Annotated in this window: 18 protein-coding genes; 2 read left to right on the top strand and 16 right to left on the bottom strand. The window is 51.1% G+C overall.

Features of this window, described 5'->3' with window-relative positions:
- Nucleotides 1-18 precede the first annotated feature (18 nt).
- Genes IC229_RS05865 through IC229_RS05825 form a run of 9 tightly spaced genes read right to left on the bottom strand, consistent with a single transcriptional unit; the run spans nucleotide 19 to nucleotide 5850 of the window.
- A complete protein-coding gene (locus tag IC229_RS05865) occupies nucleotides 19-522 on the bottom strand; it encodes a hypothetical protein (protein ID WP_190886003.1) in 504 nt (167 codons plus the stop codon).
- A gap of 3 nt (nucleotides 523-525) precedes the next feature.
- Nucleotides 526-1413 carry a hypothetical protein gene (locus tag IC229_RS05860; RefSeq protein WP_190886002.1) on the bottom strand — a complete coding sequence of 296 codons (888 nt, stop codon included), beginning with the start codon at nucleotides 1411-1413 and terminating at the stop codon, nucleotides 526-528.
- Nucleotides 1414-1749 (bottom strand): hypothetical protein, encoded by a 336-nt coding sequence (locus IC229_RS05855; RefSeq protein ID WP_190886001.1) that lies wholly within the window; start codon nucleotides 1747-1749, stop codon nucleotides 1414-1416.
- 32 nt (nucleotides 1750-1781) lie between these two features.
- Nucleotides 1782-2360, bottom strand: coding sequence for an N-acetylmuramidase family protein (locus IC229_RS05850; RefSeq protein ID WP_190886000.1), 579 nt, complete (start codon nucleotides 2358-2360; stop codon nucleotides 1782-1784).
- Complete coding sequence (locus IC229_RS05845) at nucleotides 2360-3010, bottom strand: hypothetical protein (protein ID WP_190885999.1); 651 nt, start codon at nucleotides 3008-3010, stop codon at nucleotides 2360-2362. Before IC229_RS05845 ends, IC229_RS05850 begins: the two co-directional genes overlap by 1 nt.
- Nucleotides 2943-3245: a hypothetical protein gene (locus IC229_RS05840; protein ID WP_190885998.1), complete on the bottom strand. Its 303-nt coding sequence runs from the start codon at nucleotides 3243-3245 to the stop codon at nucleotides 2943-2945. Before IC229_RS05840 ends, IC229_RS05845 begins: the two co-directional genes overlap by 68 nt.
- A gap of 13 nt (nucleotides 3246-3258) precedes the next feature.
- Nucleotides 3259-4203, bottom strand: coding sequence for a DUF6712 family protein (locus IC229_RS05835; RefSeq protein ID WP_190885997.1), 945 nt, complete (start codon nucleotides 4201-4203; stop codon nucleotides 3259-3261).
- Between the two features lies 1 nt (nucleotide 4204).
- Nucleotides 4205-5620: a hypothetical protein gene (locus IC229_RS05830; RefSeq protein ID WP_190885996.1), complete on the bottom strand. Its 1416-nt coding sequence runs from the start codon at nucleotides 5618-5620 to the stop codon at nucleotides 4205-4207.
- Nucleotides 5620-5850, bottom strand: coding sequence for a hypothetical protein (locus IC229_RS05825; RefSeq protein ID WP_190885995.1), 231 nt, complete (start codon nucleotides 5848-5850; stop codon nucleotides 5620-5622). Before IC229_RS05825 ends, IC229_RS05830 begins: the two co-directional genes overlap by 1 nt.
- A 223-nt stretch (nucleotides 5851-6073) precedes the next feature.
- Between IC229_RS05825 and IC229_RS05820 the strand changes: the two genes are divergently transcribed.
- Nucleotides 6074-9166, top strand: coding sequence for an esterase/lipase family protein (locus IC229_RS05820; protein WP_190885994.1), 3093 nt, complete (start codon nucleotides 6074-6076; stop codon nucleotides 9164-9166).
- 15 nt (nucleotides 9167-9181) lie between these two features.
- On the opposite strand, the gene IC229_RS05815 is transcribed toward IC229_RS05820, so the two are convergent.
- Nucleotides 9182-9406: a hypothetical protein gene (locus IC229_RS05815; RefSeq protein WP_190885993.1), complete on the bottom strand. Its 225-nt coding sequence runs from the start codon at nucleotides 9404-9406 to the stop codon at nucleotides 9182-9184.
- Between the two features lie 392 nt (nucleotides 9407-9798).
- Nucleotides 9799-11289 carry a hypothetical protein gene (locus IC229_RS05810; protein WP_190885992.1) on the bottom strand — a complete coding sequence of 497 codons (1491 nt, stop codon included), beginning with the start codon at nucleotides 11287-11289 and terminating at the stop codon, nucleotides 9799-9801.
- Between IC229_RS05810 and IC229_RS35700 the strand changes: the two genes are divergently transcribed.
- Entirely contained in the window at nucleotides 11288-11413 is a 126-nt protein-coding gene (locus IC229_RS35700; protein ID WP_262893383.1) for a hypothetical protein, read from the top strand. The genes IC229_RS05810 and IC229_RS35700 overlap by 2 nt on opposite strands.
- Before the next feature lie 123 nt (nucleotides 11414-11536).
- On the opposite strand, the gene IC229_RS05805 is transcribed toward IC229_RS35700, so the two are convergent.
- From IC229_RS05805 to IC229_RS05785, 5 genes are all read right to left on the bottom strand, one after another.
- Nucleotides 11537-12094, bottom strand: a complete 558-nt coding sequence (locus tag IC229_RS05805; protein ID WP_190885991.1) for a hypothetical protein — start codon at nucleotides 12092-12094, stop codon at nucleotides 11537-11539.
- Nucleotides 12095-12156: 62 nt separating this feature from the next.
- Nucleotides 12157-12792, bottom strand: a complete 636-nt coding sequence (locus tag IC229_RS05800) for a hypothetical protein (protein ID WP_190885990.1) — start codon at nucleotides 12790-12792, stop codon at nucleotides 12157-12159.
- 78 nt (nucleotides 12793-12870) lie between these two features.
- Complete coding sequence (locus tag IC229_RS05795; RefSeq protein ID WP_190885989.1) at nucleotides 12871-13086, bottom strand: hypothetical protein; 216 nt, start codon at nucleotides 13084-13086, stop codon at nucleotides 12871-12873.
- A 1-nt stretch (nucleotide 13087) separates the two neighbouring features.
- Nucleotides 13088-13624, bottom strand: a complete 537-nt coding sequence (locus IC229_RS05790; protein WP_190885988.1) for a hypothetical protein — start codon at nucleotides 13622-13624, stop codon at nucleotides 13088-13090.
- Between the two features lie 85 nt (nucleotides 13625-13709).
- On the bottom strand, nucleotides 13710-14162 hold the full coding sequence (locus IC229_RS05785; protein WP_190885987.1) for a hypothetical protein: 453 nt from the start codon (nucleotides 14160-14162) through the stop codon (nucleotides 13710-13712).
- Between the last annotated feature and the right edge of the window lie 5 nt (nucleotides 14163-14167).

The following is a 14167-nucleotide window of genomic DNA, read 5'->3' as shown; positions in this document are numbered from 1 at the left end:
CCGATGAGACGAACCAGCCTACTCCAGCCAGTCATCGCCATCGATGGCGACGGTCATGGGCTTCAGTAAGGTAAAGGCATAGCCCCAGCCGGTTGCCGATCCCCCGATAATGGGCGTGGGTTCGCCCTGGGCCTGAAACGAGATCATGACGTTCTGATCGAAGAGGGCACCCCCGTATCGGCAATCCTTTCGCACTTTGTTGAGAATCCTCCGTGCAATCCGACGGGCTTCCTGACGGGCTTCCCGAAAACTTTGGGTATTACCGGCTTCGGTTTTACAAATAATGCTCAGCCCACCCAGCACCCGGAGCCGGTTGTTATCGTGCTCGGTATCTTCCTCGTCGAAGTACTGATCGAGCAAAAGTGCAGGCAGACTCAAGCTATTGCGCACGGCCGTTTCTACCTCCGTCAGGTTATCGTCGTGCACCACAAAAAAGGATTTGTGCGTTTCGGCGTTGTGCAGAATGGCTTTGTGGCGAGTGGCCAGCCCCTCAAAATAGTCGATATACTGCTGCTCAGTCATGAGTTATTTACGCTTCATTTTATCCAGTTGCTCTTCCAATTCCTCGGCCTGGCGAATGCCTTCGTTGAGTACTTTCAAGACCAGATACAGATTCTGCTGCTCGATCTGGGGCACTTTGGTTGGGTCGAGTTTGGCCATATTAATGGCTACATCCAGCCAGCCGGCCGAATCAGTCCCTTTGGATTTGGCCGTCGCTTCGTCAGCAACGGAAAAAACGAGTGAAAAATGACGCTGCAGCGACCGCAGACAGGCTTCATACTGAGCGCCGATCAGGTGTAACAGGGCCGGATCCAGTTGCTGAAAATAATGTTGATCACGATCCAGCCGGCGTGAGTCAAACGGCTGACGAACATCATCCAGAGAGGCCAGTTTACCGGTCCTCCGGTAGAGAATAGCCGATAGTCGGGCCAGATTGCCCACCTTATGGGCCTGATCAGCGTACATAAATTCGCCGAACGTCAAGTTACCCAGCCCTTCAGCCGGTGAATAATACCGCCTGCGGTGGAAAATACGACTACGTAACACGCGCCAGCTGCCGAACTGAAAGTCAAACAGCCGGAAATGCGGCACGACAAACGCATCCGTGGGCAGGGTTTCCCCCACCCAGTTCACCGTATCGATCAGGGCCTGACCCAGCGCCAGACATTCCGTTTGCTGATCCGCCCTTACTCGTTTTCGCTGAAGAAAACGGGCGTCAAACAGCCAGCGCAGCTGCCGTCTGCCCATGCCATACAGCAGCATGAGTACTGGAAACAGGCTGGCGGGCTGATCACTCACCAGGCTCCGAAATCGCCAGAGACTCACGGCCTGGTGGGCTGTCAGCTCCGACCAGGCCGAGGGGCCACTGAAGGGATACGTTCGTTTGCCGATGCGCAACTGAAAGTCGGTCATTTAGCCTATTGCCTGTTTGCGGACAGATCGATTGAGTTTTGTCTGACTTTCCAGGGCTGATAACCGGCCACCGATTTCAGAACGGGATTCGTTGGTAGCCTTGGTCAAATTATTAACCGATTCCGATAACTGCACGTGCGAAGCCGAATTCTGCGCCAGCACCTGGGTGAGCTTTTCCTGCGTTTCCTTCCGGTCAGCATCGTGGGCTTTCATGGTGTCCTTCAGATCGGTATCCTTTACCTCCAGTTTTTTCCAGAGTACGTACACGGCGACGGCCAGCACGAAGGCCAGCGGGGAGAATTTCAATAAATCATTGCCAATGGTGGTCAGGTCCATGGGGGGTTACGGGTTTACAAGCGTGAAAATGATTAGGGGTTTTTAACGTGAAAAGCGAAGCGCAGGGCCAGTTTGAGTTGATATTTGTTATCGCGGTAGTGTTCACCGTTGTAACCATACGCAAAACCGTCCCATTCGTGATCGCGCAGCTCATCGTCGAGTTTCTTGCTGATGATGAACTTTGAGGCAGCCAGTAAATGCTGCTTTTCGCCTTTTTTAAGATCATCGACGAAGGTGTGTACATCCTTGAAGCCACACCGCCAGAACTCGTCACCCATCACCTGAAACAGTCCCCAGGAGGTGGATAAAAGAGCGGCCGTTGGATTCAGCGCCATGGCGATTTTCAGCCGGGCGTAGTCATGTACGGGCCCCTTGTTATGAGGGCAGTTGGGCATGTAGGGGTGCGACAACGTTGGATGGCTTTTGTCGTAAATCCGTCCCGTTTCTTTCCGAAACCGGTGGCCTTCAAAACGGATCAGAATGCGGCCATCGGGCAGAAATCCGTAGCCCGCACTCTCCACATCGCGAACGGCCTTGATCTCGGCGACACCGGTGCGGAGCAGCGCAGCCGCCTGCTGATAGTCAGCGGAGGTAAGACGTGCCGGTACCATCAGAACAGTGCGGTTAAAACGCCCAGCACAAATCCACCCGTCAGGCTCACGCTCGCCCAGCTCCACTTGCGTCGCTGCTGGGTTTTTATGTACGTAGCCACCTGTTCGGCCACTACGTCCGGCGAAGCTGTGGTCAGCTGTTTACGAATGCGTCGGGGCAGTGTCTGCAGCACAGCATCGCGGATCTGCTCGGCCTGTTTCAGCTTTGTAGTGGCCTGACTGAGCTGCGTATCGATAAGCTGCATCCGTGTCAAGGCTTCGTTCAAACGGGTCGATTCATGCTGGCGCAGAGCCTGCTGATCAAGGAGCCCCTTGTAGGTCAGGTTTACTTCATGTAACAGGGAATCGATCGCCCGTCGGGCGTCGCGTTTCAGTTGATCAGCCGCCTGTAATTTAGCTCTGACAGCCTGATAGGTGGCTGTATCCATGGCCACACCGGTGGCGTAGGGGAACGGCTGCTGTTTAACCATGGCCTGCACGGATTGGCCGGTGCAGTGGGTACACTGGACCAGCTGCAGCAGCAGGCTCAGCGTCACAACCACTTTTAGAAAGTTGGGCGAGGCGACGGCCTGACCGAGTCGGCTACTGACCAGGTACGATTTCAGGGAGTTCCACCCGGATCGAATCGTATTTTTTGACACTACGTTCATAAGAAGTTACGGTTTTTTGAGTGCGTTCGTGAATGATGGTGATGGCAGCGCTGGAGGCTTCGGCCCGGTGCACCAGTCTGGTGCGGGTCGTATCGGCGTAAATGGTCGTAACGGCCGGAGGATTTGCCTTTTTAGGACCGCAGCCCTGGAGCAGTTGCATCACCAGCAGAAGCATCAGGGCGGAGAGCAGCGCTACTCCTGATAGGATAGCGTTTTCTTTATAAGGGTCATTCATAGCAGTAGTAGGGTTAGATGTAGACCAGGGATGATTCTTCGCCCAACAGATCACCCCCTTCGTCATCCGATGGGGATGTCGGTAGCAGGGCAGCCAGGGCGTTTTCAAAGCCCTGCCAGAACGTATCAGCCTGCGTACGCAGGTTCTGCTGCCACCACTCCAGCAGGTCTTTACCCGGTGGGGTGTAATACGTAGCGTTACCGCCATATTGGCTGGCGTAATTCACCTGCACGTTGTTACCCGACAGCTCGACACTCAGGTTGGGAATGGCCGATAATACAGCCTCGTAGGCAATGGCCCGGAATAACTTCCGTTTGAGGGGCGCTTTCTGCTCATCGGTCACCGCGTTGGGCAACGCATCGATACGATCCAAATTCAACGTACCGAAATCATCCTCAGCCGCCTGAATAAACGGGCGCAGTGCCCAGAAGGTGAGCCAGCGATTCTGAATGGGGTATGACTTGCTAAAATCCTGCGCTGTTTTGAACAGCGCCTGCTGATGCTCCAGATAATAGGGAGCTGTATTCCATCCCGGAAATTTGGCATCGTTGGCGGCAATGAGCTGCAGCAGTTCATCAAGTTTCTGCCAGCCCGTTTCGCGCAGGCTCCGATCGAGTTTCTGGGTCTGGTAGTCGAAAGCAGCCCGGCGTCCGTCTACGGCCGTAACGGTAATGCCGTCATCACCGATCTGCACTTCAGCAAAGGGTAAATAATCTGCAAAACCCAGTTTGGCCATGGCCTGCTGGGCCAGTCCAAACGCCCCTTTCAACGTAGCGTCGGAACTTTCACTGCTCTCGGTGATCTGATCAGCGATCGTAGTGCCGACAAAACGGGGCAGCAACGATTCTGCGGATTGATCGAGCTGACTTTTCAGCGCTGGTTTTAGGGTAAAATTGGCCACGATGCCCGGAACCAGCCGGCGCAGCTCATCTGTGGTACCGTCAAACAGACTTTTCATATTAGCTCAGTTTTTTGGCGGTACCGGCACCGGTATCGAGGGTGGTGAGAATGGTGTCGTTAAAGGCAAAGGCCAGTTTAGGCATGGCCGCTTTCCAGCCATTATAGATCGAGACGAACCGAAGTGGCTCCAGCAGCATGTCCCGGAAGGGACGCAGCATCTGCAGGGCGATCAGGTAGGCTTCGCGTTTATCAGAGCCGCCGGATTGGCCGCCCATTTTATCGCCACCGGCAAAACCAACCTGACTCGGGTCGACGCCAAACGCATAAAAGATATTGGCGGCTGCTTCCAGGTTATCCTCAATGTATTTGCCGTCAATCATGGCGTCGGTGATAGGGGTCACCGTGATGTGATCCTTGTAGACTTTGTTCACCTGGTCCCAGGTGACGTCGGTGATGATCGAATTACCCGCCCGGCTGACGTCGGTCAGGGTTTTGTTCATGTCCTTAAGCCACTTGACCTTGATGGCCCGTTTACCTTCGGGAGTCGCTTTGGTATATTTCTCCCCATAGGTCTGTGCCCAGTACTCCTTATCGACTTTCCAGTGATATTTGAGCGTCATCTGGTTTTTCATCACAAACTTTTTGAACTGGGGAATCGCCAGGTGGACGTCCAGCCAGCCCGATTCAACGATCGAGTAGTGATGAGGGAGCGAATAATACCGTTTGCCCGGCGTTGGAAAACGGATCGGATACACGCAGTTATGAAACGAGGCTTCCCGGAGCCATTCGACCGCATCAGGCCGGTAGGGATCCAGGACGTTGATTTTCTTCGTCAGCAGCGGGGTGTAGCGGGGCCAGTTGGCGCTCAGGTAGATGTAGGGTAGTTCCCCTTTTGATGTCATCCGGCACCAGCGGCACTCTTCCCCGTTAAGGGGTTCCAGACTGGTTATGATCGAGCGATCCTTACTGATGATCATCTCGGGCCAGCCGTTGTAAAACGTAATGACGTCACTGGCCATTTCCCGCATGTAAAGCGAGAATTTGGGGTGATCGATGAACGCCCGGATTTCGGCCAGCAGGGCCGGATCACCCGACGGTGCCCGAAACACTTTCTGGCCTTTTTCGTCGATATCTTCCTCGACGATGAGAATACCGCCCCCCACGATCATGGTGGCCAGTTTGCCCAGCGTCTGGGGGATAATCGGATCCTGATTGTAGAGATCGACCATCCGTTGGGGGAAATCATTACCATCGCCCCAGGGCATTACGTCATCAATGGTGGGGCCGTAGAGCGACTCATCCGGAACTGCCACGGAGGGCGTAGTACCTGGCTGAAGTCCTGATTTGGGAACGCCTGAGCGTGACTGAGCCGGGCGATCGGTTTCCAGCGAAATACTGATGCCAGCACTGGCCAGAATGGCTGTGTCGAAGAATTCACCCTCGTAATAAGGGACTGTGCTGCGCTTTCCGCCCATTATAGCACCTCCTGATTGTTGAAATAGAGAATCAGATCGAGGTGCAGCCGAATCGGGTCTTTGACGCCCGGAGCCTGAACCAGCAGAAAACGTAGCGACTGGCGCTGTTTGGTCAGCAGCCTGACTTTGCGAAGTTCGAGGAATTTACCACCGGTATTGCGCTGGTGATTCGCTGTACAAATGACAACGTCGAACACCCGGTTTCTGCCCCGGGCGTCGGTTTGTCGCATTGTCTGGAGCATCTCCCCCACCTTGATCATAGGCGCGAAAGTGCTGGCCGGTGGGCAGTCGGGCCGCGACACCCGATGAGACGCCAGCCAAGCAGTATAAAAATATTTTTTGGCTGTGCTTGATTTTATGCTCAGTCGCCCAAAATGTCAAGCTAAACAACTAAATTTGACCTACTTAGTACTTTACAACTGGTAAATTATCTATCCACAAAACGCTGATTCTATGTTACGTTCTATCTGTACACTTCTTTATTTTTTACTACTACCAACTTTTATAATTGCCCAAGTCCCAACCATTGAGTGGCAAAAGTGCTTGGGTGGGAGTGTTGAGGAGAGAGCTTATTGCATTCGGCAGACAACCGATGGTGGCTATATCGTTGCCGGTTATACGAATTCCGATGAAGGAGATGGTGATGTAACTGGAAATTATGATGATTTAAATTCTTGGATAGTCAAATTAAATGCTGCTGGTGGAATACAGTGGCAGACGTGCTTGGGGAGTAATGACTACTTTGATTTTATAACCTCAATTCAACAAACAACTGACGGAGGCTATATAGTAGCCGGTCATACAGACGACGATAAACATGCAACTGCGACTAATGATGTTTACTCGGATGGATGGGTCATTAAACTCGGCCAAGGCGGTGTTATTCAATGGCAAAAATTTCTAGGGGGATCTGATTTTGAAGAATTTCAATCAATTGAACAGACTACAGACGGAGGCTATATCGTGGCGGGTTTTACAAGATCTAACGACGGAGATGTAAGTGGAAACCATGGTACTAATGTTGAAAACACATTCTATCCTAGTAGAGATATTTGGGTCGTCAAACTAAGTTCTTCAGGAAATATACAGTGGCAGAAGTGTCTGGGCGGCACTGGATCAGAGTCCGCCGAATTTATTCAGCAGACACTTGACGGAGGTTATATTGTGGGGGGGAGCGCATATTCTACTGACGGAGATGTGAGTGGTAAACATGGATTTGGATATAGTGATGGTTGGGTAGTTAAGTTAAGTCCAGCAGGTAGTATCCAATGGCAAAAGTGTTTAGGAGGATCTGCGGATGACGAAATCTTATCTATTCAGCAGACCTTTGATGGGGGCTATATTACCTCAGGATTTACGGGTTCTTCCGATGGGGATGTAAGTGGAAAACATGGCGGCAATGATAATTGGGTAGTTAGATTAAGCTCTTCTGGAGCGATCCAATGGCAAAAGTGTCTGGGAGGAAGTTTAGGAGATAGAGGTTATTCCATACGACAGACAACCGATGGAGGTTATATTGTAGCAGGTTATACTAGTTCATCAAATGGAGATGTGAGCGGATACAATGGTGGGACTGACTGCTGGATCGTTAAATTAAATTCTTCTGGGAATATCCTTTGGCAGAAATGCCTGGGAGGGACTAATTATGAAACTTTCTATTCCATTCAGCAAACCACTGATGGGGGCTATATTGCTACGGGATATACAGGTTCTTCTAATCGAGATGTTAGTGGAGGACATGGATCAAATGACATTTGGGTAGTTAAATTAACAGGGGGCCCACCGCCACTCACGCTTCAACACTTTCATCAAATCTTAAACAATTCGGCTTTCTCAAGGAGGGAATTATTACAAACAGCTATTGATCTTGACCCTCAAAAGTCACTTAATGTTTGTGCTGATGGATCAAGTGCTTCTATATTCAAAATGTACGGAGGAGGGATAGACTATAGTCAGGCTGTATTTAAACCCTCAGGATCCGATGTCTCGCAAACCGGAAGCTTTACAGTTATCACTCAAAGTCGCGATAGTATTATCGCCCGTTATAATCATCCTGATTACATTCAAGGACCTGCTAAAAGTATTGGGCAACTGGTGAGATTATTCGCTACTCCAACCAGTACGTCACCTATCCCACTTACTTCCTTTATTATTACTGTTTACCGAGCACCCGTATTTATGGTGCATGGGCTGTGGTCAGACGCATCTTGCTACAGCACGACAAAGTCAACTTTGTTATCTACGGGACAGTATGAACCACGGTTTTTACACGTTGTTGATTATCATGAAACGGCAAACCGGTCATTTAGTGTCAACGTGCCTAAAATTCCTGAGCAGATTGATCTACTTTTCTATCTACTTGAAAGAGAGGGGATTTCTGCTGGTAAAGTAGATTACATCGGTCATAGCATGGGAGGAATCCTAGGTCGTTTATATTTACAAGGACCTACATCACGAGATGATGTGCATAAGTTGATTACTGTCAACACACCTCATTCAGGCTCACCGATGCCTAGTCTGCTCACCTCAACTCAGTACCCTTATACTAATTATAATGCCTGTGTGATTATCAATAAAGCATTAGGGCCCTTTGTAGGCGGTGCCTGCGACGGTGGATCCGTTGATGATTTACGAGTTAATAGCGCAGCCATCAGGGTCGATCTAAACGGAGCAACTCGTACTAACAATAAAGTTCCTGCGCATGCCATCGTCACTACGGAATTAACTCAGAGTGATACGTTTGGCAAGCGGTCAAAAGCTAAAATTTTCGAACTGGTACTGGATCTTTACAATGTTACACCAAATGCTCTTTTTCAGGATGATCATGATCTTGTAGTTGCCTTTAACAGCCAGTTAGGAGGTATGTCTGGTTCCTGTAAATCCATTTTCTACAATCAGATGCATATTGGCTCAGTTGGCAATCCTGAAGTAATTAACAAACTGATTGCTTTACTAAATAGCCCAACCAGTACATCATTTTGTACATCGGGTTTTAATCCAATTACCATAAATCCGCCCGTTATCAATACAAACTTACAGGCAAAGACTAAAGCGATGACTGGCTCCCTTCATATTAATTCTCCGTCTCGGGGACAATATGTCGCTAATGGTCAAATCATTACCGTTTCTATTTCAGCTAGCGACGTAGTTAATGTCAGGACGTATGTAGGCTACAATTCCGATACCCTTTATTCAGCTAGATCGAATGGCATGCCTGGTAGCTATACGTTTGTGGCTGATGGACGTTTTCCAGGGGAGAAGCCGGTTATTGTATCGGGTAAAGCTTCAGATGGCACGATTGTAACGGATACGACTCATTTCTATGTCATTGGCGCATGCCATTCAATTGCTTCGGGTAATTGGTCAAATGCGGCTACCTGGTCATGTGGACATGAGCCAAGTATTTATGAAGCTGTCACCATCAACTCCGGTCATACCGTTACCATTTCGACCCCGACCGCACAAGCCTACAGGCTACGATATACCGGTGGGAAACTTATATATACTACTGGCAACAACAAAGTTTTGGTGAAAGGGGGTAGTTGAGCTACATTCTCCAACTCATTTATTAAACCGTCGCACTGGCCCGAGTACAGTAGGGTCGTAGGGCGTATTGATCAGTGTTTTGTCGACGACAATCACCCATCGCCATTGATCAGTAGCCGGATTGTAAGCATCATCGCGGGGCTGCAGCAGCTCACCCGATTTCAGCAGCCGATAGATGGCTTTGGGCGGTTCATGAAGCTGATCGGTGGTGGGCATGCATTGATTCCAGAAATAGGCCATTGTACAGTTACGAGAAAACAGGTAAAAAAGACCGGAGAAGGGTCGATTTTGTCAAAAGTCGAGTGGTATACGAATGGGGGCAAACGGATCAGAATTGCAAAATTTACACCTAAAGTCCTGATTGCCAAATGGGTGCTATGGGTGACACATTCAGCCCGTTTCTCTTTTTTAAACGTTTCTGACATTCAGAAATCACAATATAGTCTATAAATCAGGTAGTTAATCGTTGAAAAAAGTGAAAAACGCAGTCGTTTCCGTCTGTTCACCCCCAGGCACGCACTGAGCAAAAATGCAATTGCAAAAAGGGGGACAGCACCATATATGAAAAGAGCCTGCTTGATCAAGCAGGCTCCATGGGTAACAACGATGTTGACCACGCTCAGCTGGGCAGGCTAACTAATGAAGACAGCATCAAAGGCTTCAGCGCTTTCGAACTGGTGCACCAGGTGAGCGCCGATCAGCAGGGTATCCACCCCATCACTGAAGTGAGTCGTCTCCCGCTGGTCCAGCTCCAGCTTACGTTCATCACCCTTGTCTTTCTCAAAGCCACGGCTCCCCTGCTTGATCTGGGTCTGCTGCATCGATACCCGTACGTACTGACAGTTGTTGCGATTGAAGCTGACATCGAAGAACTTCTCATCACCACCCGTCAGGCAACGCCCCCACATCTCATAGCGTTGCATGGGCGAAAGCGTATGGCCCAGGTAGATCATGTCCACCTCCCAGCCTGCCGCTCTCAACACATCAGCAAAGTCATCGGCAAAGCTCATCTCCATACTCGCATTGGTAAAGATGGTCGTATGGTCGTAGAAGTAACGTACCCGCTTGGTTGGGTGATGCTTATAATACGCACAGAACGCACGTGCTGCATCCTTCAGCTTCAGCGGTGCCCGTACATAGATCTCATTGAGCACCCTATACTTACGTCCCCGTGCCTGACCAACCAGGAAAGGGTTGATGCTGGAGTTGTAATCACCCCCCACGTCCAGGGGTGCCCACTTGTCCACATCGGCATCCTTACGAGAATCCTCATACTGGCCTTTCCCAAAGTCAAAGCTATCGATATACCCATAGTCATAGGCATCGGTAAAATGGTGCTCATCCAGATCCGGATAAAAGGCATTTTCCGATAAAAAAGGTCGCTGATTGAGAATGGCTGTCCGGAAAATGAACGTCGGTAGCTGCTTGCGCAGTTTAGCGATGTTTTTTAGCCCAAAGCCGTGAATGTTGTCCAGGGTACTGGCCTCACTGAAATAGATCGTATTGGCCCGAATGGCATCCCACTGGCTTTGCCGTTTGGCGATTTCTGCCAGAATCTTGTCCCGTTTGCCGGGTTTTTTTACCAATAAATCGTAGAGCTGATAGATTTCCGCCCGAATGCTCAAAAGCGCCGAAATTCGGTCAACGGGCAGGTTTTCCGACTGCTTTTTCATGCGCTTATCCTGCTCGAGGATCCACATGGCCGCTTTGGTGGTGGGCATGTCGGTACAGAACAGCAGGGAGTGAAACTCCGGAATACCGCCGAAATAGCGATCGTCGCCCCGGTTGGTCATCAGCAGCTCATTGTCGAGCTTTTGTTTGTCGAGGAATTTGGCTTCGTCGCCGATGATCCAGTGCACCGTTTTCCCGTTGGCACTGCCCGGCCGGTCCTGAGAGACCATACTGGCCACGGCTCCGTTTTTAAAGAAAATGCAGTGATCCGAGGTAACGGGGCCCACGATCGGCTGGGGAATATTGAGCTTTTTAGGGGGGCGTTCGCGGATCCAGAAGTCACGACCACGGACCATACCCATCTGCTCCCAGCCTTTGATCACCGGTGGCAGTGTCCGCTCCAGCAGTTGCAGGTACGTAGCGCCCACAAAACAACCGTGGCCCCGGGGCATGACTTCGACGTTGCGAAAACTTCGAGGGGCAATCAGCCCCTCCGATTTACCGGTACCACGGCCCCAGACGGCGTATTCCTCGTTGGCACCCACCAGCATCGAGCGCATCTGCGGTTTGTTGTAATGCCGGTGGACCAGCTGCACATCATCGGATAAGCGCTGGGCATCCAGATCGACGTGGGCCAGTTGGATGGCCGTCGACAGATCATCCTGCAGCAGGGCATCGAGCAGCAGTTGATCCGGTAATTTATTGGTCGCTGACATCGGTGAAATCGTCAAAGGGTTGGTCGGCTTTCTTTTTGTCGACGTTCATGATCTGGGCGATCAGCTCGTCGAGTTTCGCCTGAGGCAGGGCCTGCGCACCGAGCTGCTCGGGATTGAAGCCGATCACGTTGATGATGGTCTTGTTTTCCACCGCCTGTTCGGGCTGATCAGCGCCCAGCACCGCAATCAGGTTCTTTTCGGCACTGCTGGCCGATTTGAGATCGCCTTTCAGTTTAGCCTTACGCAGGGTATCCTTGATGCTGGCGATGAGCATTTTTTTCTCAAACGCCAGTACGGGCTGATCCACTGAACCGTAAAACCTCCGCATATCGCGCAGGGTACGTCGGCAGGTACGTTCGGAGAGGTCAGGGTATTCCTTCGCCAGCAGCCGAATGAGCTGGGCGTCGGTTTTGTAGCGGTTTTTGGGCAGACAGATCTTATTATAGAGCCAGGTCCAGCGTTTGAGCTGGGCTTCCAGATCGGCATGCAGGTTGACCTTACGCGGATCATCGTCCTCGCGTTCATCGTTGTACCACTTCACGATCCTGTCAAATTTGTCATCCCAGCGCGAGGGATCGTTTTCGCTGGTGGTCAGGGCGTTAGTCATGAGGGGTTGAGGAGAGCGATTTGGGTGTTGAGCTGCTGGAGTTCAGTGAGAAAGCCCTCCAGCCGTCTGGTGACTTTCTTGCGTCGGGCGGGCTCGAAGGTATTGGCCAGCTCTTTCTGATATTTGGTGACGTAGGTACGTACCGAGTTGCGTCGTTTGAGCAGATCCGCCAGTGTATCCGATTCAGGGAGCTGGGCCGAGGCTGCATCGGGCAGAAAGCCGTGCTGCTCAAAGAAATGCTGTTCTCCATAAATGGCATCCAGCTGATCGGTGATGCCCAGGATCCGGAAGGCCAGCGCTTTGGCGTCATCGGATTGGCCCACACCACTATTAAACAGAACGCGCAGGCGCTCCTTCAACAGTGTCCGTTCATCCATCAGCTGACCAGCGCTGCTGAGCTGTGATTTTAACGTATCGGGATAAGCGGCTTTCTGATCGGCCTGCTGCTGGAGTAGTTGGGCCAGATGAGCTTCGAGGGCATCCTGCAACTTGCCCCGGTTGTAGGCATCGTCACCCGTTTTGAACAGGGTCAACAGAAAGCCTTCACCCAGCAGGGATTCGTACAAGACGACGCCCTGGGTATACACCGGCCGATCGAGCCAGGCCTGGAGTTGAGTAATGGAATGGGTCATACGTAGCGTGGAAAACAAAAGAAGCCCGGCAAAACCGGGCTTCTTTGCCGTTTATTCACAAAATCCCAGTTGCCTGGTTTAGTCGTTAGTAGCGGTTGGCAGGGCTTTCAGGTACGGAAATTCATCCGGGAAGCCCAATAGATAGGCAGCATCCTCGTTCGAGAGATTAGCCAGGTCATACGTTCGATCCTGAAAGCCAATCGGCATGTGGTCGGAAAACTCCAGATTAACCACTTCGAACGGACGAGCGGCCACTCCTGGAGCAGCCGACTCGCCGGTCTTAGCTTTGGGCATCTTAGGCAGCAGGTGTCAGCGGAACAGCAGCCGTATAGACCATGAATTCAGGCTGATAAGCCATCACCTCGAATTCCCAGCCTTTACCCCGGCCACTGGTAGCACCCGTTTTGAAATTCGGGGTGATGTAGGCCACAAAGAACTGACCGCCGATCTGCACAATCGTGCCATCGGATAGTGGTACCAGGAAGACGAACTTGTCGTTTTTGCACTGGTTGGCAAAGGCAATCGCATCCTTTTTCGAACCCGGATAGAAGAATTTGAACGTCGGTTTGAAGCTCTTCCCATCAATTTCGCCGTTGGAGCCAAGCTCTAATTCCGACGTATCGATGGTACAATACATCGTATTGAACTTCTTGCCGCTTTTCATTACGTGGGCGATGGTGATATTATACTTATCATCCGGATCCGACGGCGAAGCAGCCGGTGCACCAAACGTGAGGATATCCGCGTGAGGGGCAAAGTGGAAGAACTGGCGGGTTCCTCCCATGTTGTTTTCGGTGCCATCCGGCCCGAGCAAATCTTTGTAAGTAGCCATGATAAGGCAGGTGGAAGGATTAGGGCAGTGACCGACATCGATGTCGGTCACTGCCGGTGTGGAGGATTACGTTACGTAGGGTCAGCTATTTTTTAGCCACCAGGCGCAGGTTACCGATGCCTTCTTTCACCAGCTCCTCAGCCAGTGCCTTATTTTCTTCCAGGCTTTTGAAGGTTACCTCTTCGCCATTGTAGAAGAAATCCGACGTCAGTTCGTAGGTTTTGCCACCCACTTTCACCGTTGGCAGCGCAGGCGATCCCGCTTCTTTCTCAGCCAGTTGTTTTTTCAGATCCAATACAACAGTTTCAGCAGTCGTCAGGTCGGTGTTCGCTTTTGTTAAGTCACCCTGCGCTTTAGTCAGCTCACCTTTGGTTTTGGTCAACTCGGTCGTCACTTCCGTGACTTTGGCTTCAGCGGCTGTTTTAGCCAGGATCACAGCATCGAGCTGGCCCTTAATTGTATCACGATCCTTGGTTACAGTGGCCAGGTCGCCTTTCAGCTTTTCAATCGTTTTTTGATCGTCGGTTAAGTCCGCCATGATCG

Source organism: Spirosoma profusum (assembly GCF_014699005.1).
GTDB lineage: Bacteria > Bacteroidota > Bacteroidia > Cytophagales > Spirosomataceae > Spirosoma > Spirosoma profusum.
Note: the sequence above shows the minus strand (reverse complement) of the source record. Positions and strands in the feature narration are given on the sequence as shown.